This window comes from Amycolatopsis sp. NPDC021455 (assembly GCF_040640995.1).
Lineage (GTDB): Bacteria > Actinomycetota > Actinomycetes > Mycobacteriales > Pseudonocardiaceae > Amycolatopsis.
In genome coordinates this window covers 5,900-27,629 of the sequence record NZ_JBFACT010000092.1, presented here as the reverse complement: position 1 = coordinate 27,629, position 21,730 = coordinate 5,900, and the positions used below count along the sequence as shown (strand labels likewise).

The 21,730-nt window shown below is 70.6% G+C and carries 20 protein-coding genes and 2 tRNA genes; 8 read left to right on the top strand and 14 right to left on the bottom strand.

Features of this window, described 5'->3' with window-relative positions; translation table 11 throughout:
• Window positions 1-115: 115 nt before the first annotated feature.
• Window positions 116-568 carry a MarR family transcriptional regulator gene (locus tag AB0G28_RS45185; RefSeq protein WP_361104347.1) on the bottom strand — a complete coding sequence of 151 codons (453 nt, stop codon included), beginning with the start codon at window positions 566-568 and terminating at the stop codon, window positions 116-118.
• Between the two features lie 126 nt (window positions 569-694).
• Here AB0G28_RS45185 and AB0G28_RS45180 point away from each other — a divergent pair, with 126 nt between their 5' ends.
• Both AB0G28_RS45180 and AB0G28_RS45175 read left to right on the top strand, forming a co-directional pair.
• Window positions 695-1,879 carry an MFS transporter gene (locus tag AB0G28_RS45180; protein ID WP_361104344.1) on the top strand — a complete coding sequence of 395 codons (1,185 nt, stop codon included), beginning with the start codon at window positions 695-697 and terminating at the stop codon, window positions 1,877-1,879.
• Window positions 1,880-1,902: 23 nt separating this feature from the next.
• Window positions 1,903-2,736, top strand: coding sequence for an aldo/keto reductase (locus AB0G28_RS45175; protein ID WP_361104341.1), 834 nt, complete (start codon window positions 1,903-1,905; stop codon window positions 2,734-2,736).
• 36 nt (window positions 2,737-2,772) lie between these two features.
• Here the strand turns inward: AB0G28_RS45175 and AB0G28_RS45170 are convergent, their stop codons facing one another.
• From AB0G28_RS45170 to AB0G28_RS45160, 3 genes are all read right to left on the bottom strand, one after another.
• The gene (locus tag AB0G28_RS45170) at window positions 2,773-3,612 is read right to left on the bottom strand and encodes an SAM-dependent methyltransferase (protein WP_361104338.1); all 840 of its coding nucleotides are present in this window, start codon (window positions 3,610-3,612) and stop codon (window positions 2,773-2,775) included.
• A 141-nt stretch (window positions 3,613-3,753) separates the two neighbouring features.
• Window positions 3,754-4,845, bottom strand: a complete 1,092-nt coding sequence (locus AB0G28_RS45165) for a hypothetical protein (RefSeq protein ID WP_361104335.1) — start codon at window positions 4,843-4,845, stop codon at window positions 3,754-3,756.
• A gap of 215 nt (window positions 4,846-5,060) precedes the next feature.
• Window positions 5,061-5,468 carry a helix-turn-helix domain-containing protein gene (locus tag AB0G28_RS45160; protein ID WP_361104332.1) on the bottom strand — a complete coding sequence of 136 codons (408 nt, stop codon included), beginning with the start codon at window positions 5,466-5,468 and terminating at the stop codon, window positions 5,061-5,063.
• A 140-nt stretch (window positions 5,469-5,608) separates the two neighbouring features.
• Here AB0G28_RS45160 and AB0G28_RS45155 point away from each other — a divergent pair, with 140 nt between their 5' ends.
• Window positions 5,609-6,019, top strand: coding sequence for a hypothetical protein (locus AB0G28_RS45155; RefSeq protein WP_361104329.1), 411 nt, complete (start codon window positions 5,609-5,611; stop codon window positions 6,017-6,019).
• Between the two features lie 51 nt (window positions 6,020-6,070).
• Here the strand turns inward: AB0G28_RS45155 and AB0G28_RS45150 are convergent, their stop codons facing one another.
• The 3 genes from AB0G28_RS45150 to AB0G28_RS45140 form a co-directional block, all read right to left on the bottom strand.
• The gene (locus tag AB0G28_RS45150; protein WP_361104326.1) at window positions 6,071-6,238 is read right to left on the bottom strand and encodes a hypothetical protein; all 168 of its coding nucleotides are present in this window, start codon (window positions 6,236-6,238) and stop codon (window positions 6,071-6,073) included.
• Between the two features lie 128 nt (window positions 6,239-6,366).
• Complete coding sequence (locus tag AB0G28_RS45145) at window positions 6,367-6,909, bottom strand: type 1 glutamine amidotransferase domain-containing protein (protein WP_361104323.1); 543 nt, start codon at window positions 6,907-6,909, stop codon at window positions 6,367-6,369.
• Between the two features lie 85 nt (window positions 6,910-6,994).
• Entirely contained in the window at window positions 6,995-8,548 is a 1,554-nt protein-coding gene (locus tag AB0G28_RS45140; RefSeq protein ID WP_361104320.1) for a PP2C family protein-serine/threonine phosphatase, read from the bottom strand.
• 139 nt (window positions 8,549-8,687) lie between these two features.
• Here AB0G28_RS45140 and AB0G28_RS45135 point away from each other — a divergent pair, with 139 nt between their 5' ends.
• On the top strand, window positions 8,688-13,349 hold the full coding sequence (locus AB0G28_RS45135; protein WP_361104353.1) for a HAMP domain-containing protein: 4,662 nt from the start codon (window positions 8,688-8,690) through the stop codon (window positions 13,347-13,349).
• Here AB0G28_RS45135 and AB0G28_RS45130 read toward each other — a convergent pair.
• Window positions 13,301-13,374, bottom strand: a tRNA-Gly gene (locus AB0G28_RS45130). The two genes, AB0G28_RS45135 and AB0G28_RS45130, sit on opposite strands and share 49 nt — an antisense overlap.
• Window positions 13,375-13,454: 80 nt before the next feature.
• Between AB0G28_RS45130 and AB0G28_RS45125 the strand changes: the two genes are divergently transcribed.
• Window positions 13,455-13,528: transfer RNA gene (locus AB0G28_RS45125), tRNA-Pro, on the top strand.
• A 537-nt stretch (window positions 13,529-14,065) separates the two neighbouring features.
• Window positions 14,066-14,800 (top strand): pentapeptide repeat-containing protein, encoded by a 735-nt coding sequence (locus AB0G28_RS45120; protein WP_361104317.1) that lies wholly within the window; start codon window positions 14,066-14,068, stop codon window positions 14,798-14,800.
• Between the two features lie 83 nt (window positions 14,801-14,883).
• On the opposite strand, the gene AB0G28_RS45115 is transcribed toward AB0G28_RS45120, so the two are convergent.
• The 3 genes from AB0G28_RS45115 to AB0G28_RS45105 all read right to left on the bottom strand — a co-directional run bounded on the left by AB0G28_RS45115 (window position 14,884) and on the right by AB0G28_RS45105 (window position 17,180).
• Window positions 14,884-15,525 carry a maleylpyruvate isomerase family mycothiol-dependent enzyme gene (locus AB0G28_RS45115; RefSeq protein ID WP_361104314.1) on the bottom strand — a complete coding sequence of 214 codons (642 nt, stop codon included), beginning with the start codon at window positions 15,523-15,525 and terminating at the stop codon, window positions 14,884-14,886.
• Window positions 15,526-15,609: 84 nt separating this feature from the next.
• The gene (locus AB0G28_RS45110; protein WP_361104311.1) at window positions 15,610-16,377 is read right to left on the bottom strand and encodes an alpha/beta fold hydrolase; all 768 of its coding nucleotides are present in this window, start codon (window positions 16,375-16,377) and stop codon (window positions 15,610-15,612) included.
• Window positions 16,374-17,180 (bottom strand): NAD(P)H-binding protein, encoded by an 807-nt coding sequence (locus AB0G28_RS45105; RefSeq protein WP_361104307.1) that lies wholly within the window; start codon window positions 17,178-17,180, stop codon window positions 16,374-16,376. Before AB0G28_RS45105 ends, AB0G28_RS45110 begins: the two co-directional genes overlap by 4 nt.
• A gap of 67 nt (window positions 17,181-17,247) precedes the next feature.
• Between AB0G28_RS45105 and AB0G28_RS45100 the strand changes: the two genes are divergently transcribed.
• Window positions 17,248-17,607: a helix-turn-helix domain-containing protein gene (locus tag AB0G28_RS45100; protein WP_361104304.1), complete on the top strand. Its 360-nt coding sequence runs from the start codon at window positions 17,248-17,250 to the stop codon at window positions 17,605-17,607.
• Between the two features lies 1 nt (window position 17,608).
• Here AB0G28_RS45100 and AB0G28_RS45095 read toward each other — a convergent pair whose 3' ends face one another.
• The 3 genes from AB0G28_RS45095 to AB0G28_RS45085 all read right to left on the bottom strand — a co-directional run bounded on the left by AB0G28_RS45095 (window position 17,609) and on the right by AB0G28_RS45085 (window position 20,615).
• Entirely contained in the window at window positions 17,609-19,177 is a 1,569-nt protein-coding gene (locus AB0G28_RS45095; protein WP_361104301.1) for a carbohydrate-binding protein, read from the bottom strand.
• A gap of 110 nt (window positions 19,178-19,287) precedes the next feature.
• On the bottom strand, window positions 19,288-19,734 hold the full coding sequence (locus AB0G28_RS45090; RefSeq protein ID WP_361104298.1) for a nuclear transport factor 2 family protein: 447 nt from the start codon (window positions 19,732-19,734) through the stop codon (window positions 19,288-19,290).
• 5 nt (window positions 19,735-19,739) lie between these two features.
• Entirely contained in the window at window positions 19,740-20,615 is an 876-nt protein-coding gene (locus AB0G28_RS45085) for an LLM class F420-dependent oxidoreductase (RefSeq protein ID WP_361104296.1), read from the bottom strand.
• Window positions 20,616-20,761: 146 nt separating this feature from the next.
• On the opposite strand from AB0G28_RS45085, the gene AB0G28_RS45080 reads away from it, so the two are divergent.
• Complete coding sequence (locus AB0G28_RS45080) at window positions 20,762-21,586, top strand: hypothetical protein (RefSeq protein WP_361104293.1); 825 nt, start codon at window positions 20,762-20,764, stop codon at window positions 21,584-21,586.
• Window positions 21,587-21,730: the final 144 nt, after the last annotated feature.

Sequence of the window (21,730 nt, the reverse complement as noted above, 5' to 3'; positions counted from 1 at the left end):
GGGGCGGGGGCGGGGCTCCCCCCCCTTGGGGGGGTGGGGGGCCCCCCCCCCCCCCAACGCCACATTGGGTGCGTTCAACGCACCCAATGCCACATTGGGGCGCTTTGGGCCGGGGTCAGGCGGAGTGGAAGGTGAGCGTGCCGAGCGCGGCGACCAACGGCGCCAGTTCCGGGACCGTCTCCGCGTCGGCCAGCGCCGCCGCCAGGGCCGTGTCGTGCGTGGGACGCGCCGCCGTCAGCAGGGCCCGGCCCGCCGGCGTCACCTCCGTGTAGATGCCGCGGCGGTCGTCCGCGCAGAGGTAGCGGGCCAGCAGCCCGCGGCCTTCCAGCCGCGTGACCAGCCGCGTCGTCGCCGACTGGCTGAGCACCACCGCGTTGGCGAGCTGGTTCATCCGCAGGTGGAAGCCGTCCTGGCGGCCCAGGACGTCCAGCACCGCGTACTCGCTCACCGACAGCTCGTGGTCGCGCTCGAGCGCGCGCTGCAGCCGGTCCTCGATCCGCGCGTGCAGCGCGGCCAGCGTGCGCCAGCCCTGCGCGCGGGCTTCGACGGCGTCGTCGTCCAGTGACACGGTTCACCTCTCCCCGGCTTGCACCCCACACCATCAAGCGTGTGCAATATCAGGCGTGTGCAACTATCTCGGACGCTCGTAGTTGCTCGCGCCACTGACCACTCTACTCGCGGAAGAAGGAAGTCCATGCCCGCCGCCCTGCTCGCACTGGCGATCAGCGCTTTCGGGATCGGCACCACGGAGTTCGTGATCATGGGCCTGCTGCCCGAGGTCGCGGCCGGCTTCGGCGTCTCGATCCCGTCCGCAGGCCTGCTCATCTCCGGCTACGCGCTCGGCGTCGTCGTCGGCGCTCCCTTGCTCACCGCCCTCGCCTCGCGGGTGCCGCGCAAGACCGTGCTCGTCGCCCTCATGGGCCTGTTCATCGCGGGCAACGTGCTCTCGGCCCTCGCGCCGAGCTACGGCCTGCTCATGACCGGCCGGGTCGTCGCGGCGCTGAGCCACGGCGCGTTCTTCGGCGTCGGCTCGGTCGTCGCCGCGTCGCTGGTCGCCCCGGCCAGGCAGGCCAGTGCCATCGCCTTGATGTTCACCGGGCTGACCGTGGCCAACGTCCTGGGCGTGCCCGCCGGCACCGCGCTCGGTCAGGCCTTCGGCTGGCGCTCGACGTTCTGGGTGGTCAGCGCGCTCGGTGTGGCCGGCGCCCTCGGCATCCTCGCGCTCGTGCCGCACCAGGAACCGGCCCCGGACGCCGGCCTGCGCGGCGAACTCGCCGTGTTCCGCCGCCCGCAGGTGTGGCTCGCGCTGGCGATGACCGCGCTCGGCTTCGGCGGGGTGTTCGCGTCGTTCACCTACATCGCGCCGATGATGACGCAGGTCGCCGGGTTCTCGTCCGGCGCCGTCACCTGGCTGCTCGTGCTCTTCGGCGCCAGCCTGTTCGCCGGCAACCTGCTCGGCGGCAAGGCCGCGGACCGCATGCTGATGCCCAGCCTGTACGTCATCCTCGCCGCGCTGGCGCTGGTCCTGGTGGCGTTCGTGTTCACCGCGCACGCGAAGGTGCCGGCGGCGATCACGATCGCGCTGTTCGGCGCCGCGGGCTTCGCCACCGTGCCGCCGCTGCAGGCCCGCGTGATGGCCAAGGCCGAGGGCGCCCCGGCGCTGGCGTCGGCGGCGAACATCGCCGCGTTCAACCTCGGCAACGCCGGTGGCGCGTGGCTCGGCGGCCAGGCCGTCGACGCCGGCCTCGGCTACACCGCGCCCAGCTGGATCGGCGCCGGGCTGGCCGCGGCAGGCCTCGCCGTGGCGCTCGTCTCCGGACTGCTCGACCGCGGGACTCCGGCTAGTTTCGTGACCGGGGAGCGGGTACTCGCCCGATGAACCACCCACCGAAAGGAACCCTCGTGACCAGCGTGCCCGTCATCGAACTGAACAACGGCGTGCGGATGCCGCAACTCGGCTACGGCGTGTTCCAGGTCCCGGACGACGAGACCGCCACCGCCGTGAAGGCCGCCCTCGAAGCGGGCTACCGCAGCATCGACACCGCCGCCGTCTACGGCAACGAGAAGGGCGTCGGCCAGGCCATCGCCGAGTCCGGCATCGCCCGCGACGAGCTGTTCGTCACCACCAAGCTGTGGAACTCCGCCCAGGGCTACGACTCGACGCTCAAGGCGTTCGACGAGAGCATGGCAAAGCTCGGCCTGGAGCAGCTGGACCTCTACCTGATCCACTGGCCGACCCCGGCGCGCGACAAGTACCTCGACACCTGGAAGGCGTTCGAGAAGCTCCACAAGGACGGGCGGGTCCGCGCGATCGGCGTGTCCAACTTCCAGCCCGCGCACCTCGAGCGCCTGCTGGACGCCGCAGACGTCGCCCCGGCGGTCAACCAGGTCGAACTGCACCCGTACCTGCAGCAGCGGGAGCTCCGCGAGTTCGACGCGAAGCACGGCATCGCGACGGAGGCCTGGAGCCCGCTCGCCAAGGGCGGCAGCCTGCTCGGCGACCCGGTGATCGCGGAGCTGGCGGTGAAGCACAGCCGCACGCCCGCGCAGATCGTGCTGCGCTGGCACCTGCAGCTGGGCAACGTCGTCATTCCGAAGTCGGTGACGCCGTCCCGGATCGAGGAGAACTTCGACCTGTTCGGGTTCACCCTCACGGAGGAGGAGATGGAGTCGCTGACGCCGCTGGACCGCGGCGAGCGCACCGGCCCGGACCCGGACACCTTCAACGCCGGCTGACCGCCGCGCCCGTCCCGGCCCGTGCCGGGGCGGGCGTCACGGCTTGCGGGCGACTCCGCCCAGGGTGAGGAAGTTCAGCTCGCTCAGGGGGTGCAGGCGAGGGCCGTCGGGCCACCATTCGTGCAGGTAGACCAGGCCGGGCCGCAGCAGTTCGGTGCCTTCGAAGAACGCCGCGATCTGCTCGCGCGTGCGGTGGACGCTGCCCAGCCCGGTGCCCTGGAAACTGGTCTCCAGCAGCCGCGCCAGCTCCTGGCGGGGGGAGTCCTCTTCCGGGTCGAAGTGGTGTGTGAGCAGCAGGAACGACCCGGGCGCGAGCGCGTCGACGTACGCCGAGACGATCCTCCTCGCCCGCTCGTAGTCGTCGATGTGGTGGACGATCGACGTCAGGATCAGCGCCACCGGCCGCCGGAAGTCGAGGTACTCCTTGACGACGTCGTCGGCCAGGGTTTCGGCCGGCTTCGTCAGGTCGGCGCCCGTCACGTGGGTCAGGTAGTTCTCTTCGAGCAGGGCGCGGCCGTGCACCTGCACGACCGGGTCGTTGTCGACGTACACCACCTGCGCGTCCGGGTTGTACCGCTGCGCCACCTCGTGGGTGTTTTCCGCGGTCGGCATGCCGGAACCGAGGTCGAGGAACTGGTCGATGCCGCGCTTGCCGGCGAGGAACCGCACCGCGCGCACCAGCCAGTCGCGGTGCTCCTTCGCCATCGCGCGGGCGCCCGGCGCGATCGCCAGCAGCCGCCGCATCGCTTCGCGGTCGACCTCGTAGTGGTCGTGCCCGCCGAGGAGCGCGTCGGACAACCGGGCCAGGCTCGCCTTGCTGAAATCGAGGGAGGCCGCGCCCCCTTCGGTTCCGGACCGCAGGTCGCCAGGCGTCATCGGCTGTTCTCCCACTCTGCGCGTGGCGGACGACACCCCTGCCCGGGTTCGCTCACCGTGTCCGGCGACGGACAGTGCTCAGACTACGACATGGGGTTCATCAAGTGAACCAGGCACAAGGGCCTTGCCTGCCAGGGATTACTACCCAAATCGGAGTTCACCCCAGCTGTGTCCCCCGTTCGTGGTCCGGTACACGGCGGAGCCGCCGGAGGCGTCCGGCTGGCCGTCGACGACCACTCCGACGCGGGCCCCGGGGAAGTCGAGATCGGTCAGGGCGAAGCCGCGATCGGACAGCTCGGTCGTCGTCCACGTGTGCCCGCCGTCGGCGGTGTGGTGGAGGAATCCGACGCCGCCGCCCACGGCCGCGACCGTCGCGGACGACGGCGTGGCGGCGTCGAAACCCTGGTTGATGCCGGCGAACGGCGCCGCGTCACTCCCGCTGAACACCCCGCCGAGCCGCGGCGCGTGTCGCAGCCGCCGTTCGGTCGAACCGGGCTGCGGTGAGCCGGGACCGCTGCTGCACAACGCCACGACCTGCCGTTCGCGGATGCCGGCGAGCGACGCGACCGTCCCTTCGGGGCACGGCGGATCGGCCGGCGTGAAGCGGACGCCGTCACGGGAGGTCCAGTACTGCTCGGTGCCGTAGTTCGCGCCGAGCGCGACCTGCAGGCCGCCACCGACGGCCAGGTCGCCGTAGGTGAGGCCGCCGGTGACCGCGAACCCGGGCACCGGGACCAGCACGGGCGAGCCGGCCATCCCCCCGTACAGCCGGGTCGAGCCGCGGCCTTCGCCGTAGATGGTCAGCATGGCGAAGACGCGGCCGCCGGTTTCGGTGATCTTCGAGAGGTAGTACGGCTCCCGCGCGTCGACCAGGGCGACCGGCTGCCAGCTCGCGCCGCCGTCGCGGGTCGTGCGCACGTGGACGCCGTCGCTGACATACGCGACGCCGCCGCCGAAGACCCTCAGCGCCACGTGGTTGTGGTTGTCCGGCAACGGCATCGGCGGCGCGCCCAGCCGCCGCCAGTGCCGTCCGGCGTCGGTGGTGCCCAGCAGCGCCGGGCACCACGACTTCTCGCACGGCGAGTACCCGAGGACGTACCCGGTGTCCGGACCGGTCCAGCTGGTCGACGCGGGCCGGAAGCCGGGCGGGACCACGGTCCCGGCCGTCGCGGGCGACGCGAATGCGGCGAGGAGGGCGAAGACGGACACCAGCAGCGCGGCTCTCATGATCACGGGGACGTGCCGCGCGGAACGGGGTTGCCCGCCCCGCGCGAGGTTCCGCCGCGCGGCTCAGCGGCCCGCGGCCGGCCGGGCGTCGAGGCTCGGCCACGAGCCACGCGCCGACCGGCGGCCCGGACACCACGGTGAAGCAGGTCTCCAGCGTGCGTCGCACTGCCGGCGGTCCAGCAGCGTGTCGTGAAGTTCGGCCGCCGCCCGGTGGATCGCCGTCAGGCCGGGTTCTCCGTGACCGAGGCGACCCGGCGCAGCAGGTCGGCGCCGGCGGCGAGATCGCCCAGCACGATGATCTTCACGGTGGACCGCTCCGCGTCGTGGATGGTCTCGACGCGCAGGAGCCCTCGGGCGCCGTTCGCCGAGGCCACCACCATGGTCGCGATCCGGTCGGCCGCCGCCCGGTCGACGCCGGCGATCTCGGTGACCGCCGAAAGCTCGGCGGAAGCGGCCCGCTCCGGGACCGGCAGCCCGGTGAAGGCCGCCAGGTCCTCGGCCGTGATCCGGTACTGCTTGCCGATCCGGACCGCCTTCAGCCGCCCGTCCCGCACGTAGTTCCGGACCGTCCGGACGTGCAGGCCCAGCTTCGCGGCGACCTGTTCGGCGGAGAAGACGTCGTGCGTCACGTTCCCCAAACTACCCTTTCAGCCACTTAATAGGGAAGTTTGCGGAGTGAGTGGTTCGCTCACCCGGGTGACGGGTACTCCCCAATGTCGTTCCCGCTCGCCAGGTACGTCCACATCGGACAGTCGAAAGGACGCCGACGATGCCGTATCCCCCGCCCCCGGAGCCGTACGGATCGCCGTACGAGCCCGCACCGGCCGAAGAGATCGTGGAGCGCACCCACCCGCGCATCCGGGTCGTGCGCACGATCAACGCCCTCATCCACCTCGTCTGCGCGGTGTTCGCGCTGGTCCTGGCCGTGCACATCGTGCTGGTCCTGGGTTCGGCGAACTCGGCGAACGGGTTCGCGCATCTGATCTCGGAGTGGTCGGCGGGCGTGTCGCTCGGCCTGCGCAACCTCTTCACGCCGGACTCGGAGGGGCTGCGGACGTTCCTCAACGACGGCCTCGCCGCCGTTATCTGGCTCGTCATCGGCGCCATCCTGACCGACGTCATCACCCGCATCGGCGTGCCCGGCCCCCGGCGGGTCTGGTACCGGCGCAGCTACCGCTGACGGCACGAAGAAGGCCTCCCCGGCACGGTGCCGGGGAGGCCTTCTTCGTGGTCATGAGCGTTGCGGCTGTTCGGCGACCGGTTTGACCGGCTCCGGCTCGGGTTCGGGCAGGGCCTGGTCGGCGGGCTCGGCGCCGCGGGGTGCGGGAACGCCCTCGGCGGCGATCGCGTCGAAGTGTTCACGGCACCAGCGGCCGTAGCGCCTTGCGTGCACAGTCATCGCGTCCACCTCCTCTCCACGGGCGGTCCTCGTCACACCTTCAGCGTCCTCCGCCGGGGTGCCGAAAGCCAACAGATTTAAGCGGGACTTAAGGCACGAACGGGTGAATGTCCACTAAGGACCGCAGATCAGCCCGCGAACTCCCGCACCACCGTCCGGCAGAAGGCCGGCAGGTCGTCCGGGTTACGGCTGGAGACCAGTCCGTTGTCCACTACGACCTCTTCGTCGACCACCGTGCCGCCGGCGTTACGGATGTCGGTCCGGATGCTCGGGTACGACGTCAGCGTGCGGCCACGCACGACATCCGCCTCGACGAGCGTCCATGGACCGTGGCAGATCACCCCGACCGGCTTGCCGGCCCGCACGAAGTCGCCGGCGAACTTGACCGCGGCGGGGTCCGTGCGCAGGTTGTCGGGGTTCATCGTGCCGCCGGGCAGCAGCAGGGCGTCGAAGTCGCCGACCTCGACGTCGGCGACCTTCCGGTCCACCGGGAACCGGTCGCCCTTGTCGATGTCGCCGTTCATCGCCTGGATCTCACCGGTGTCGAGCGACACCAGCTCGACCGTCGCGCCCTCGTCGAGGACGGCCTGGCGCGGCTTTTCCAGCTCGACTTGTTCGACGCCGTCCGCGGCCAGGATCGCGACCCGGCGTCCTTGCAGTGCGTTCGCCATGGGGCTCCTCCGTCGGAAAACCGATTGCACGAGGGAGTTACCCCCTGTCCGAGCGGTCAAACCAAGTCCATAAAGGACAGTGGAATCAGTCCGCGCATTCCACGGCGAGCACGGCGATGTCGTCGTGTGCGGAGCTGCCGAGCCAGTCGCGCACGGCCTGGCGCAGCCGCCGCACGACCTCGCGGGCCGGCTCGCCCGCCGCGGCCGCGAGCACGGAGCGCAGCCGGTCGTCACCGAAGAGTTCCGTCTGGTCGTGGCGGTTGCGGGCTTCGGTGATGCCGTCGGTGTAGAGCAGGCAGACGTCGCCGCGCTCGAGCCGCACCTCCGCCTCGGCGAACCGGGCCTGCGGCGAAATGCCGACCAGCGTGCCCGGGACCGTGACCTCCTCGACCACGCCGGACCGGCGGACGATCAGCGGCGCCGGGTGCCCGCCGGAGGCCAGCGTCAGCCCGACTCCCCCGTCCGCCGGGCGGGCCGTGCCGAGCACGAGGGTGGCGAACCGGCTGCTGCCGCCGGCGATGAGCAGCTCGTTGAGCAGCCGCAGCAGCGTGCGGCCGTCGCGTTCGACCATGGCGAGCGCGGTCAGGGCGTGCCGGACCCGGCCGGTCAGCGCGGCGGCCTCGGGCCCCTTGCCGCAGATGTCGCCGAGCACCAGGAACGCGCTGCCGTCGTCGTGGGCGAGGACGTCGAAGAAGTCCCCGCCGACCGCGAGCACGCCCCCCGCCGGCTCGTACCAGGTCTCGAAGCGGGCGCCGTCCAGCTCCGGCGGGTCGGCCGGACGCAGCGTGCTCTCCAGGCCGCGGGTCGCCTCTTCCTGGCGGGCGTAGCGCTGGGCGTTGGCCAGGGCCGTCCCGGCCGCCCTGGCGAACTCGACGACCGCGCGGGGCTGCTCGGCGCCGAACTCGGCGTCGGCGCGGCGGCCCAGCAGCAGGGCACCGGTGACCCCGGCACCGGCGTTCGGGCCGAGCGAGACGACCGAGACGTCGGCGTGGCCGGCGAACCGGTCGGCGACGACCGGCGGCAGCGTGGCGACCTCGGCCGGGGGCACCGGGGCGAACTGCGGCCGCCCGGTGGCGCCGAACGTCGCCGCCAGCACCGGCGCGACCTGCGGCGGGACCCGCCGGATCCGGCCGTGGCCCTGCGCGGCGGGACGTTCGCAGCTCCACCACTCCCACCGGCCGCGGGTGGTCGGCAGCAGCACGAAAACGGTCTCGGCCAGCGCCGACGCGGCCAGCTCGGCGATCACACGAGCGGTGCCGTGCCGCCCGCGCGCGGCCGCCAGCCGGGGACCGGCCTCGGCCAGGAAGTCGCCCACGTGCCGCTGCGGGACCTCCTCGGCCGGGACCGTCCAGGCGTGCCAGCCGCCGGGCAGGGCGCGGATCCGAGCCGGACGTCGGTGCCCGGCCACCTCGACGTGGCCGGAGGTCTCGGAGAGGGTGTGCAAGCGCGGCGCGGCGTCTCCGGCCAGTGCCCGCGCCGCCGGGTTCGCCCAGCGCACCGCGCCCTCGGTGTCCTGCAGGAACACCGCGTCGCGCACGTCTTCGAGGGCCGCCCGGGTGAAGGCATCGATGCCCGGCGGCCCGCCGTCACTCGTCATCGGCGGCAGGGCCGCCGACGCCGGGGCCGGTCGTGACACCATGCACGGACCTCCTGCCTCCGGACTGCTGTCGTACGGCTACCGCGTGAGCGGGCGGACTGGCTCGAAGTGTAGGGCGAAGCATGGCACGCTGGGTCGACGACCATGGCTGGCGCACGCGTGGTGGAGAGGGTCGGCACACATGACAACGGAATCCCAGAGCGAAGCGGCCGCGCTGGAGCGGCTGCTCGTCGCGGTGCGGGATCTCGGGGACGGCAACTTCCGCCGGCGGCTCGTCCCGCACGGCGACGGCATCTCGGCGCAGCTCGCGGTCGCGTTCAACGACATCGCCGAACGCAACCAGCGGCTGGTCAGCGAGCTGCTGCGGGTGCGCGGGGCGGTCGGGCAGGAAGGGCGGCTCAGCGAGCGGCTCGAGGGCCAGGTCGGCCCCGGCGGCTGGACCACCGCCGTCGACTGCGTGAACGGCCTGGTCGAGGACCTCACCCGGCCGGCGATCGAGCTGGACCGGGTGCTCGGCGCCGTCGCCGACGGCGACCTGTCCCAGCCGATGACCCTCACCCTCGACGGCCGCCCGCTGCAGGGCGCGTACGCCACCCTGGCGAAGACGGTCAACGGGCTCATCTCGCAGCTTTCGCGGTTCGCCGCCGAAGTGACGAGGCTCTCCCGGGAAATCGCGGGTGAGGGACGTCTCGGCGGCCAGGCGGTCGTCCCGGGCGTGTCGGGCACGTGGCGCGACCTGACCGACTCGGTCAACTTCATGGCCGACAACCTCACCGAGCAGGTCCGCAACATCGCGCAGGTCACCACGGCCGTCGCGCGCGGCGACCTGACCCAGAAGATCAACGTCGACGCCCGCGGCGAGATCCTCGAGCTGAAGAACACCATCAACACGATGGTCGACCAGCTCTCGGCGTTCGCCGACGAGGTCACCCGCGTCTCGCGCGAGGTCGGCTCGGACGGCAAGCTCGGCGGCCAGGCGCAGGTGCCGGGCGTCGCCGGGACGTGGCGCGACCTCACCGACTCGGTCAACCTGATGGCCGACAACCTGACCGACCAGGTCCGCGGGATCTCGCAGGTGGCGACCGCGGTGGCCAGCGGCGACCTGACGAAGAAGATCGACGTCGACGCCCGCGGCGAGATCCTGCAGCTGAAGAACACCCTGAACACGATGGTCGACCAGCTCTCGGCGTTCGCCGGCGAAGTCACCCGGGTGGCGCGCGAGGTCGGCAGCGAGGGCAAGCTGGGCGGGCAGGCCGAGGTGCCCGGCGCGGCCGGGACGTGGCGCAGCCTCACCGACTCGGTCAACCAGATGGCCGACAACCTGACCGACCAGGTCCGCAACATCTCGCACGTCACCACGGCCGTGGCGAAGGGCGACCTGACCCAGAAGATCACCGTCGACGCCCGCGGCGAGTTCTTCGAGCTCAAGACGACCATGAACACGATGGTCGACCAGCTGTCCGCGTTCGCCGACGAAGTCACCCGCGTGGCCCGCGAGGTCGGCACCGAGGGTCAGCTGGGTGGCCAGGCGCAGGTCCCGGGCGTCGCCGGCACCTGGCGCGACCTCACCGGGTCCGTGAACTTCATGGCGAACAACCTGACGACTCAGGTGCGCAACATCGCCCAGGTCGCGACGGCCGTCGCGCGCGGCGACCTGACGCAGAAGATCGCGGTGGACGCCCGGGGCGAGATCCTGGAACTCAAGACCACGCTGAACACGATGGTGGACCAGCTGTCCGCGTTCGCGGACGAAGTCACCCGAGTGGCGCGCGAGGTCGGCACCGAAGGCAAGCTCGGCGGCCAGGCGGCCGTGCCGGGCGTGGCCGGGACCTGGAAGGACCTCACCGACAACGTCAACTCCATGGCGAACAACCTGACCGACCAGGTCCGGAACATCGCCACGGTGACGGCGGCGGTCGCGAAGGGCGACCTGACACAGAAGATCACCGTCGACGCCCGCGGCGAGATCCTCGAGCTCAAGACCACGCTGAACACGATGGTCGACCAGCTGTCCGCGTTCGCCGACGAGGTCACCCGCGTCGCCCGCGAAGTCGGCACCGAAGGCATCCTCGGCGGCCAGGCGCGCGTCCGCGGCGTCGCGGGCACGTGGAAGGACCTGACCGACAACGTCAACGTCATGGCCGACAACCTGACCGACCAGGTGCGCAACATCGCCACGGTGGCGAGCGCGGTGGCCAACGGCGACCTGTCGAAGAAGATCCGGATCGAGGCCCAGGGCGAGGTCGCGGCGCTGGCCGAGACGCTGAACGGGATGGTCGAGACGCTGCGCGCGTTCGCCGACGAGGTCACCCGCGTCGCCCGCGAAGTCGGCACCGAAGGCATCCTCGGCGGCCAGGCCCGTGTCCCCGGTGTCGCCGGGACCTGGAAGGACCTGACCGAGAACGTCAACTTCATGGCGCACAACCTGACCAGCCAGGTGCGCAACATCTCGCAGGTCACGACGGCGGTCGCGAAGGGCGACCTGACCAAGAAGATCGACGTCGACGCCCGCGGCGAGATCCTGGAACTCAAGACGACGATGAACACGATGGTCGACCAGCTCTCGGCGTTCGCCTCCGAGGTCACGCGGGTGGCGCGCGAGGTCGGCACCGAGGGCAAGCTGGGCGGCCAGGCCGAGGTCGACGGCGTGTCCGGCACCTGGCAGCGGCTCACCGAGAGCGTGAACCGGCTGGCCGGGAACCTGACCACCCAGGTGCGCGCGATCGGCCAGGTGGCGACGGCGGTGACCGCGGGCGACCTGACCCGGCACATCACCGTCGAGGCGAACGGCGAGCTGGCCGACCTCAAGGACAACATCAACCAGATGATCGCGAACCTCAAGGAGACGACGAGGACCAACCGCGAGCAGGACTGGCTGAAGACGAACCTCGCGCAGCTGTCGGGGCGGATGCAGGGGCACCGCGACCTGGCGTCGGTCGCGGCGCTGATCCTGTCCGAGCTGGCGCCGCTGGTCCGGGCCCAGCAGGGCGCGTTCTTCCTGGCCCGCGACGACGACCGCGACGGCACGGTGCTGGAGTGCATCGCGGCGTACGGGCTCGCGCAGTCTCGCGCGGGGCTGCGGTTCGCGATGGGCGAGTCGCTGATCGGCCAGGCCGCCGTCGACCAGCGCACGATCCTGGTCCACAACGCGCCGCCGGAGTACGCGCTGATCTCGTCGGGCCTCGGCTCGGCCGCGCCGGTGAACCTGATCGTGCTGCCGGTGCTGTTCCAGGGCGAAGTGCTCGGGGTGCTGGAGCTGGCGTCGGTCAACGAGTTCAGCACGGTGCACCAGGACCTGCTGGAGCAACTGCGGCACACGATCGGCGTCAACGTGAACACGATCCTGTCGAACTCGCGGACCGAAGCGCTGCTGACGGAGTCGCAGCGGCTGGCGCAGGAGCTGCGGGCGCGGTCGGAGCAGCTGCAGGCCCAGCAGGGCGAGCTGCGGCGGTCCAACACCGAGCTGGCCGAGAAGGCGGCGCTGCTGGCGCAGCAGAACCGCGACATCGAGGTCAAGAACAGCGAGATCGAGCAGGCGCGGCAGGAGCTGGAGGAGCGCGCCGGGCAGCTGACGGTGGCGTCGCAGTACAAGACCGAGTTCATGGCGAACATGTCGCACGAGCTGCGGACGCCGCTGAACAGCGCGTTGATCCTGGCGAAACTGCTGTCGGAGAACCCGGAAGGGAACCTGACGGAGAAGCAGATCCAGTTCGCGAAGACGATCTACGCGGCCGGGTCGGACCTGCAGCAGCTGATCAACGACATCCTCGACCTGGCCAAGGTCGAAGCGGGCCGGCTGGACATGCAGATGTCCGACATCACGCTGCCGGAGCTGGTGGACTACGTCGAGTCGCTGTGCCGGCCGCTGACCGCGGACAAAGGCCTCGAGTTCGCCGTCCACATCGACCCGCCGGTGCCGGGCAGCGTCCACACGGACGAGCACCGCCTGCAGCAGATCCTGCGGAACCTGCTGTCGAACGCGGCGAAGTTCACCGACGAGGGCGGCGTCCGGCTGCACATCCGGGCCGCCGACCCGGCCGAAGTGGAGCAGGAGAGTCTCAAGAACGCGCCCGGCATCATCGCGTTCGCCGTCGAGGACACCGGGATAGGGATCCCGGAGGAGAAGCTGGCGGTCATCTTCGAGGCGTTCCGCCAGGCGGACGGCACGACGAGCCGCAAGTACGGCGGAACGGGCCTGGGGCTGAACATCAGCCAGCAGCTGACGGAGCTCCTGGGCGGCGAGCTGCGGGTGGTGAGCGAGCCCGGAGTGGGTTCGACGTTCACGCTGTACCTCCCGGTGGCGGCGGCCAACCTGGTCGACCCCGTGACGGCGTTGTCGACCCCTCGCCTGCCCCCGGTCCCCAGCACGGTGGTGGTGGCGGCCCCGGACGTCGCCCCGAAGCGCTTCCACGGCGAGAAGGTCCTGATCGTCGACGACGACCTGAGGAATGTGTTCGCCCTGGCCGCGGTCCTGGAGCAGGCGGGCCTGGAGGTGATCTACGCGGAGACGGGCGTCGACGGCATCCGCGCCCTGGAGCGCAACGAGGACACGGCACTGGTCCTGATGGACGTGATGATGCCGGAGCTGGACGGAAACGCCACGATCGCGGCGATCCGAGCGGAGGCGGCCAACGCGGACCTCCCGGTGATCGCGGTCACGGCCAAGGCAACGGCAGAGGACCGCGCACGAACGCTGGCCAGCGGCGCGGACGACTACATCACGAAGCCGGTGGACACGGACAAGCTGCTGGACGTGATAGCGGCGTCCCTGGAGGCGGACGCCGCATCCCTCGATGGAGCGGGTGACGGGAATCGAACCCGCGTAGCTAGTTTGGAAGACTAGGGCTCTACCATTGAGCTACACCCGCGTGCCCCCGGAAGGACCCGGGTGCATCGCTAGCTTAGCGTGACCCGCTAGGCTGATCACACACCCCCCTCGGGCGGGTGCCGGGATGTGGCGCAGCTTGGTAGCGCATCCGCTTTGGGAGCGGAGGGTCGCAGGTTCAAATCCTGTCATCCCGACTTCGGTTGTTCGCTTGACCAGCGAAAACGGCGGGACTCCTACGTTCGCAGGAGTCCCGCCGTCTCAGTTTGCGTCTCATACGAGGCGTCATACGCCGGGTGGACGACCACGGCAGCTCAAGCAGTCGCTCGGCGTCTGGATCAGCGGGCGACGCCTTCGGGGCGTCCAGGAGCCGCTGCAGTCGTCGGTCGGGGTGACAACGTCGGGCTGCGGCGGCGTTGAGCATCCGATCGCGGGGCGTCGCCCACGGCTAACGCCTCCACACCGGGCGAAACAGCAGGACACAACACCTTACTTCGAGTAAGACGCACGACGACCGAGAGCGACGAGCCGGACATCAGCGTTTGTTTCTCGACTGTCACGATGGAGACGTTCGAAACGACCTCGACTGCATGCACCCGTCTCGACACAACCCGCGACTCGGCCTCCGCAGGCACGCACACGTCGGCCTTCGTCCACCAAACCGACGGCCGGCGCCGCGGTGGTTCCGTGGTTGGGGAGCGAGACTGGGGGCGGTCACCCAAGCGACCACGGCCTTGGCTGCCATCGGCGCTCTCGCGTTCACCGCTTTGTCGTTGAGAACGACGCAGGAACAGAACGAGGCTCAGAACTCGCTGGCCGCTCAAGCGCAGTACACCGACCGCTACACAAAGGCCGTTGACCAGCTCGGCCAGAAGGGAGATGATCGCCTGCAGATCCGGCTCGGCGGTATCTACGCATTGGAACGACTGGCGCACGACTCACCTCGCGATCAGCCCACCATCATCGAAGTTCTCAGCGCGTTCGTACGAACAAGCAGCCCGAACCCGGGCAATTTCGTCGGCGGACCGGCGCTCGGCGAGCCTGTCGGCGGACCACCGGCCGATCATCCGAACCTGTGCAATCGCATCTCCACGGACGTCCAGGCCGCAGTGACCGTTCTTGGGCGCCGAGACGTGACACACGACCAATCCGCGCTCCCCGACCTCAGTGGCGCATGCCTCCAACTCGCATACCTCAGCGGCGCGAACCTGCGTGGTTCGAAACTGCGCGGCACGGTATTCACAGGCGCTTACTTGTACGCCGCGGACTTGGGCTACGCCGACCTCGGCGGCGCATATCTGAAGGACTCCAACCTCCACGGCGCATTGCTGAACAACGCACAGCTGAGCTTCGCGAACCTCGTTGATGCCGACGTCACCGGTGCGGATTTACGCGACGCCATTCACGGTGGCAGAACTCAGATCGGAGGCATCAAGTCCGACGAGCACACCCTCGGAAGATGGTGGTGACGGTCTCGGAAGCCGTGCCGCCTGCGGGTTCGGACGCGTCCGATGAGCCGAGTGGCACCCGCGCCAACCGGTAGCCCCCTGCGCTACGCCGCCTGCTTCGCGCGCGCCAAATCCAAGCCTGGGCCGCTCAACCGCTCGTACGCCGCCGGGCGGTTGGTCAAGAGCAGCAGGAAACCTGATGCCGGTCCTCTCACCTCCGGGCCCGCTCCGACCGCCCAATCCGCGTCCGAGGCGACCAGGCGCAAGCCCGCCAGCCGCTTGCGCGGGTTGAACGGGAACCGCAGCTTCCACAGGCTGCCCAGGCCCGCCACCGCGTCCTCCGGGGGCACCTCCGGCTCGCGGCCCAACGCCAGCGCGATGTCCTGCGTGTGCGTCAGCACGTCCATGATCGTCGAATCCGGGCCCGCTCCCGGAGCCGGTGGCACCTTGCGGGAGGCCGCGTGCTCGCGCAACTGGGCCACCAGTGAGCCCGGCGACTCGGTGGCCAGGCGCCGGGCCGAGTCGCCGATCATGCGGTTGAACCTGCCCCGTGCGCGGAGCGCCTCGCGGAACCAGTCCCCGGCGCCGAACTGGGCGTTGCCCGCCAAGTGCGCCGCCACGTCGCGGATGCGCCAGCCCGCGCACAACGACGGCCGCTCCCAGTCCCGCGTGGGCAGGTCTTCGAGGAGGTCCGCCAAGCGCAGCCGGGCGCGCTCCACCCCGGCCCACATCCGTGCTTCTTCCATGCGGAGTCCTTGCCTCGGAGGAAAACCGGCCGACACCGAGGGTACGAGCGCGTCCCGCCGGCCGGTTGTCCTCGATTGCCGACCTCAGGGCAGCCAGGCCGACAACGTCTCCGCGAGCAGCTCCGGCTGGTCCTCCGGCGTGTGGTGACCCGCCACCACCGGGTGGTGCACCACCTTCAGCGAGGCGAACGCCGCCGACATCCACTCCACCATCGGCGGCGTCAGCATCGTGTCGGGACCCGGCTCGAACGTCACCAGCAGCTTCGGGACCTCCGGCGTCGCACCCAGCCAGCGGCCGAACACCTCGATCCGGGCCACCACCGGCGCCGGCTCGCCGCCCAGGGGCAAGGAACGCGCCCACCGCAGCAACGGGATCCGCGATTCCGGAGTCGGGTACATGCGCGCGTACTCCGGCGGGAGCGCCGACAGGAAGTCCCCGATGAGAGACTCGCCGGAAGCCTTGATCGCGCGGAACACCTCCGCGCCCGCCGGCGGGAACTCCTCCCACGTCATCGGCTTCACGACCGCTTCGGTGAACGCCAGCCCCCGGACGCGCGAGGGGTGCCGCGACGCCCAGTCCGCCGCCAGCGCGCCGCCCCAGTCGTGGCCGACCAGGACGACGTCCTCCAGCGACAGCTCGTCGAACCACTCGTCCAGGTAACGCGCGTGGTCCTCGAACGTGTACTCGATGCCGGGCCTGGGCGAGTCGCCCATGCCGATCAGGTCCGGCGCGAGCCGGCGCCCCGGCAGGGACGGCAGCACGTTGCGCCACAGATAAGACGACGTGGGGTTGCCGTGCAGGAAGACCACCGGCGCGCCGGTGCCCTGCTCGCGGTAGGCCAGGACCGTCACTTGAACGTCCCCGCGAACCGCGCCGCCCACTCCGCGAACGGCTTCGGCCGACGACCCAGAACCCGCTCGACGTCCGGGCTCACCCGCTGTTCCTCGGGCGTCGGCGTGCCCAGGATGTCCAGCGTCGCGTCCGCCACGTGCGGCGGCATGAACCCCAGCAGCACCGACCGCGCTTCCTCCCGCGTCTGCGCCACGAACCGCACCGGCTCGCCGACGGCTTCGCCGATGGCCGCCGCCTGGTCGCGGGGCGTCACCGGAGCCGGGCCGGTCAGCACGTACGTCTTGCCCTCGTGCGCCGCGTCGAGCAACGCGGCCGCCGCCACCGCGGCGATGTCCTCCGGGTCGATCACCGGCAACGCGACGCCGGCGAACGGCGCCGCGACCTCCCGGCGGGTGCGCACGCTTTCCGCCCACTGGAAGGCGTTCGACGCGAAGCCGGCCGGGCGCAGCACCGTCCACTTCAGACCCGAGGCCCGCACCGCGTCCTCGAACACCGCCGGGTGCCGTCCGGTTCCGACGCCCTGCGACGACAGCAGCACCACCCGCGTGACGCCGGCGGCGCGTGCCCGCTCCAGCACCGGCTCGAGCGGTCCCCGGAAGTCTCCCGGCACCATCAGGAACACCGCCGACACGCCTTCGAACGACAGCGTCGAAGGTTCGGCCAGATCTCCTTGGCGGGCAAGGACTCCCGCCGGTACTTCCGTGACCCGGCGGGACACCGCCGTCACTTCTTCCCCCGCCGCGGCCAACGCTCGCACCAGCGGCTGTCCGACGTTTCCCGTCGCTCCCATCACCATGATCATGGGAACGACGCTACCTTCGCCGGTATAGTAGGTACCTAGAGGAAAGTATTGGCTGGAGGCCCCGAAAGTGACCGAGACCACACCCGAGCTGGCCTGTCCGATCGCCCCGGTCGTCGACATCGTCTTCAGCCGCTGGACGACGCCGATCCTGTGGACGCTCAACGAGTTCGGGCGGCAGCGGTTCGTCGAGCTGGAACGCCGCATCGCCACGATCACGCCGAAGGTGCTCACCCAGCGGCTGCGGCAGCTGGAGCGCGACGGCCTCGTCGTGCGCACCTACCACGCCGAGGTGCCGCCGCGCGTCGAGTACGAGATCAGCGAGCTGGGCCGCAGCCTCGGCCCGCTGTTCGCGAGCCTCGCCGACTGGTCGCCCAACCTCGGCCGGGTCGAAGCGGCCCGCGAGGCCTACGACTCCCGGAAGCGCTGATTCACGGCGACACGTCCAGGTAGTCGAGGTTCGCCGGGCCGTCGGCCGTCGTCGCGGTCACGCGGACCGCGTGCGAGCCCGCCGGCAACGACAACGACCTGGCCACCGTGCTCCACGTCGTCCAGGCGCCGGTCGCCGGGAACGGCACGCCGGTCGCCACCACCGTGCCGTCGACCGAGATGTCCACCGGGCGGGCCGCCGCCGTGCCGTTCGCGTAGCCGAACGTCAGCGCCGACGCCGGCCCGGTCACCTGCCACTCGACGTAGCTGCCGACGGCGTTGGCGCCGTTGGCGAAGCCGGTGCCGGAGAAGCCCGCGTGGTTCGAATCCACTGTTCCACCGGCCGACAGGGACGCGGATTCGGCTTCGTAGCGGGTCGCGCCGCCGGCCCGGGACACGCGGTACAGCACGGTCGCGTGCGAGGGTACCGACGCGCTGATCGTCCCCGAAGTGCTGCGCACAGCCTTGCTCCACAGGTCTTTCAGCGTGTACGAAGACGCGCTGCCGATCCCGGTCGCGGACGCCGTCGTGCTGATCGTCGCCGTGGCGGCGGTTTCGTTGGACAGCGCCACCGCGCGGTCGCCGTTGGACAGGACCTTGCTGTAGACGACCAGGCCGGCGTTCGCGCTCAGGACGGTCGCCTGCTTGCCCAGCGGATCCTGGTCGAGCGCGATGACGTCGGTGTTCTTGAGGATCGCGAAGTCGTCGTCCGAGACCTTCCGCAGGTCGCTGCCGATCAGCAGTGGCGCGGCCATCATCGCCCAGAGGCTGAAGTGCGTGCGATATTCCGCTGCGGTCATCCCGCCGTTGCCGACCTCGAGCATGTCCGGGTCGTTCCAGTGCCCGGGGCCGGCGTACTGCGCGAGACCGCGGTTGGTCTGCGCCTTGCCGATCATGCTCGACCACTTGTCGGAGATGTCGCCGGTGGTGCGCCACAGGTTGCCGACCGGCGCGGCCCAGGTCCACGGCTTGTTCTGACCCCACTCGCAGATCGAGTACGCGATGGCGCGGCCGGACTTAGCCAGCGCGTCCCGCATCGCCTTGTACCGCTGCTGCGCGTCGACACCCTGGTTGTTGCAGTTGTCGTACTTCAGGTAGTCGACCCCCCAGGAGGCGAACAGGTTCGCGTCCTGCTGCTCGTGGTCCAGCGCGCCGGGGAAGCCCGCCTTGTTGCAGGTCTTCGTGCCGGCACTGGTGTAGATGCCGAACTTCAGCCCCTTGGCGTGCACGTAGTCGGCGAGTGCCTTGATGCCGTTGGGAAAGCGCGCCGGGTCGGGCACGAGGTTGCCCGCCGAGTTGCGCGACGGCAGCGCCCAGCAGTCGTCGATGTTGACGTAGGTGTAGCCGGCGTCCTTGAGGCCCTTGCTCACGAAGATGTCGGCGATGCCCTTGATCATCGCCTCGTTGAAGTCGGCCTTGCACTGCGTGGAGTTCCAGTTGTTGAAGCCCATCGGCGGCGTGCGCAGCAGACCGTTTTCGAGGGCTGACGCCGTGGGTGAGCCCAGGACGAGACCGCTGGCCGCGATCGCGAACGCGGCGGCCGCGATCGCGATGCGCCGGAGTGAGGACATGCGTGCTCCCGGAGGTAGGTGGGCAACCTCCGTTAGTAAAGAATCCTGCCTAACCGGGAGTCAAGAGATCATGTATCAGATATGAAACTGGGGTTCCGCTGGCCGGGACGTCATTCCGTCACCTGGCGCGCCGTGGCCATCGCACGCTCGGTCTCCCAGAACGCCCGCACCGACCTGATCAGCCCGTCCTCGCCGACGCGGTAGACGAACACCCCGTCGGTGTCGACGCGGTAGCCGCCGGGCAGGAACGTCGTGATCGTGCCGACGTTGGCGACCTCGTCGCCACCCGCGTGCGAGTCGCGGATGGTGAATTCGAAACGCTCGACGTTGGCGATCGTCTTGTCCCAGAACGCGCCGATGCCGTCGCGGCCGTGGTGCCCCTTGCCCTCTTCGTCGAAGAACGACGGCCCGACCGGGTCTTCGACGACGGCGTCGGGCGCGAAGAGCGCCAGCCAGCCCTCTTTGTCCCCCGCCGTCACCATGGTCATCGACGCGAACGCCGCGCGCCGCGCCGGCGGCTGCTCCTTTTCGGTGTCCCAGCTGACCTGCACGCCCATCGGAGTCACTCCTCGAACTTGGCGATGATTTCGGCCCCGAACTTGCGGATCGCGTCCAGCTTCGGCCCGACCGGCGCGTCGAACCCGATGCCGTCGAACACCCACGGCATGGTGATGACGTCCGTGACACCGGCCTCGGCCTGCGCGCGGTAGCCGTCGAGACCGAAGGCGTCGATGCAGACCGCCTGGTACTCGAACGGGTCGCCGGCGCGGCCCCGCTCGGCGAGCAGCTCCTTGATCCGGGCGATGGTGGAACGCAGGTCCTCGAGCTTCATCATCGCCGACGACCAGCCGTCGGCCACCCGCGCGGCGCGCTTCAGCGCGACTTCGGTGTGGCCGCCGATGTAGAACGGCACCCGCGACGGCGGCGCCGGGCTCATCTGGATCTTGTCGAAGTCGTAGAACTCGCCGTGGTACTCGACCATGCCGCCGCCGAGGATCAGCCGCAGCACCTCGATCGCCTCGTCGACGCGCTTGCCGCGCCGCTCGAACGGCACGCCGCAGTACTCGAACTCCTGCGGCAGCCAGCCGACGCCGAGCCCGAGGCCGAACCGGCCGCCGGTCAGCGCCGCGGCCGAGCCGACCTGACGCGCCAGCAGCACCGGGTTGCGCGAGCCCAGCTTGAGCACCGACGTGTAGAAGCGGATCCGGCTGGTGACCGCGCCCATCGCCGCGGTCGCGACGAGCGGGTCCACCCAGGGCGTCTCCGCGGTCCAGAACCGGCTGCCGTCGGGCGTGTACGGGTAGTCCGTGTCCACCGTCTCGGCGTAGAAGAGCGAGTCGGGCAGGGCGATGGAGGCGAAGCCGGCCTCTTCGGCGGCCCGGGCGAGCTCGCCCAGCTGATCGAGGGGGTTCATCGCGATCGACAGGGTGAACTTCATGGCCGAACTATAACGTGTTCTAGTTTCTTCGGCCAGGTCTTCCGGTGGGCCCGATCACCCGCCGGGAACCCACCGCGTAGCGTCCGCGTTGTCCGAATCAGAGGTGACTTCCCGTCACCGAGCCGCGAACTTCCTGGGAGTTGTCCATGGGCACCGCGATCTTCCTGATCGTGCTCGTCGTCGTGATCGTCGGTGGCGGTCTCTACTTCTCGCGGCAGCGCGCCGCGGCCCGGCAGCGTGAGCTCGACGACGCCAAGGCCGACGCCCGGCGCCTCGTCGAGCGGCTCGGCGGCCAGGTGCTCAACCTGAACGGCACGGACACCGCGTCGCAGCAGGCGATGGCCGACGCGAGCGAGCGCTACAACGCGGCCGGCTCCCAGCTCGAGCAGGCCCGCACGATCGAGCAGGCCCGGCTGGTCAAGGAGACCGCCATCGAGGGCCTGTACTACGTCCGCGCGGCGCGCACCGCGATGGGCATGGACCCCGGCCCGCAGCTGCCGGAGGAGGCCGAGCGCGAGCGTGCCGGCAAGGTCACCGAGCGTCGCGAAGTGGACGTCGAGGGGCAGCACTACGCCGCCTCCCCCGAGGCCGGCCAGGACACGCCGTACTACTACCCCGGCGGCCGCGTCGCCGGCCGCCCGGTCCCGCAGGGCTGGTACAGCGAGCCGTGGTGGAAGCCCGCGCTCGTCGCCGGCGCTTGGGGCCTCGGCTCGATGTTCCTGTTCAGCGCGATGTTCTCCGGCATGAGCGGCATCGCCAGCGCCTCGGCCTGGGAGTCCGGCTACGACGCGGGCCAGCAGGACGCGCTCGAGTCCGGCGACATGGGCGGCGACGGCGGAGACTGGGGCGGCGACGGCGGCGACGGCGGCGGCTTCGACGGCGGCCAGGACTTCGGCGGCGGCGACTTCGGCGGGTTCGACGGTGGCGGGTTCGACGGCGGGGGCTTCGACGGGGGCGGCTTCGACTTCTGAGGCCCGGCTTCAAGCGCCCCAATGTGGCGTTCGGTGCATCCAACGCACCCAATGTGGCGTTCGGTGCATCCAACGCACCCAATGTGGCGTTCGGTGCATCCAACGCACCCAATGTGGCGTTCGGTGCATCCAACGCACCCAATG

Excerpts from the sequence above, each read along its gene's own strand:
- AB0G28_RS45180 (WP_361104344.1), top strand. The coding sequence starts at position 695 with ATGCCCGCCGCCCTGCTCGCACTGGCGATCAGCGCTTTCGGGATCGGC.
- AB0G28_RS45170 (WP_361104338.1), bottom strand. The coding sequence starts at position 3,612 with ATGACGCCTGGCGACCTGCGGTCCGGAACCGAAGGGGGCGCGGCCTCC.
- AB0G28_RS45155 (WP_361104329.1), top strand. The coding sequence starts at position 5,609 with ATGCCGTATCCCCCGCCCCCGGAGCCGTACGGATCGCCGTACGAGCCC.
- AB0G28_RS45150 (WP_361104326.1), bottom strand. The coding sequence starts at position 6,238 with ATGACTGTGCACGCAAGGCGCTACGGCCGCTGGTGCCGTGAACACTTC.
- AB0G28_RS45145 (WP_361104323.1), bottom strand. The coding sequence starts at position 6,909 with ATGGCGAACGCACTGCAAGGACGCCGGGTCGCGATCCTGGCCGCGGAC.
- AB0G28_RS45140 (WP_361104320.1), bottom strand. The coding sequence starts at position 8,548 with ATGGTGTCACGACCGGCCCCGGCGTCGGCGGCCCTGCCGCCGATGACG.
- AB0G28_RS45135 (WP_361104353.1), top strand. The coding sequence starts at position 8,688 with ATGACAACGGAATCCCAGAGCGAAGCGGCCGCGCTGGAGCGGCTGCTC.
- AB0G28_RS45115 (WP_361104314.1), bottom strand. The coding sequence starts at position 15,525 with ATGGAAGAAGCACGGATGTGGGCCGGGGTGGAGCGCGCCCGGCTGCGC.
- AB0G28_RS45105 (WP_361104307.1), bottom strand. The coding sequence starts at position 17,180 with ATGATCATGGTGATGGGAGCGACGGGAAACGTCGGACAGCCGCTGGTG.
- AB0G28_RS45095 (WP_361104301.1), bottom strand. The coding sequence starts at position 19,177 with ATGTCCTCACTCCGGCGCATCGCGATCGCGGCCGCCGCGTTCGCGATC.
- AB0G28_RS45090 (WP_361104298.1), bottom strand. The coding sequence starts at position 19,734 with ATGGGCGTGCAGGTCAGCTGGGACACCGAAAAGGAGCAGCCGCCGGCG.
- AB0G28_RS45085 (WP_361104296.1), bottom strand. The coding sequence starts at position 20,615 with ATGAAGTTCACCCTGTCGATCGCGATGAACCCCCTCGATCAGCTGGGC.
- AB0G28_RS45080 (WP_361104293.1), top strand. The coding sequence starts at position 20,762 with ATGGGCACCGCGATCTTCCTGATCGTGCTCGTCGTCGTGATCGTCGGT.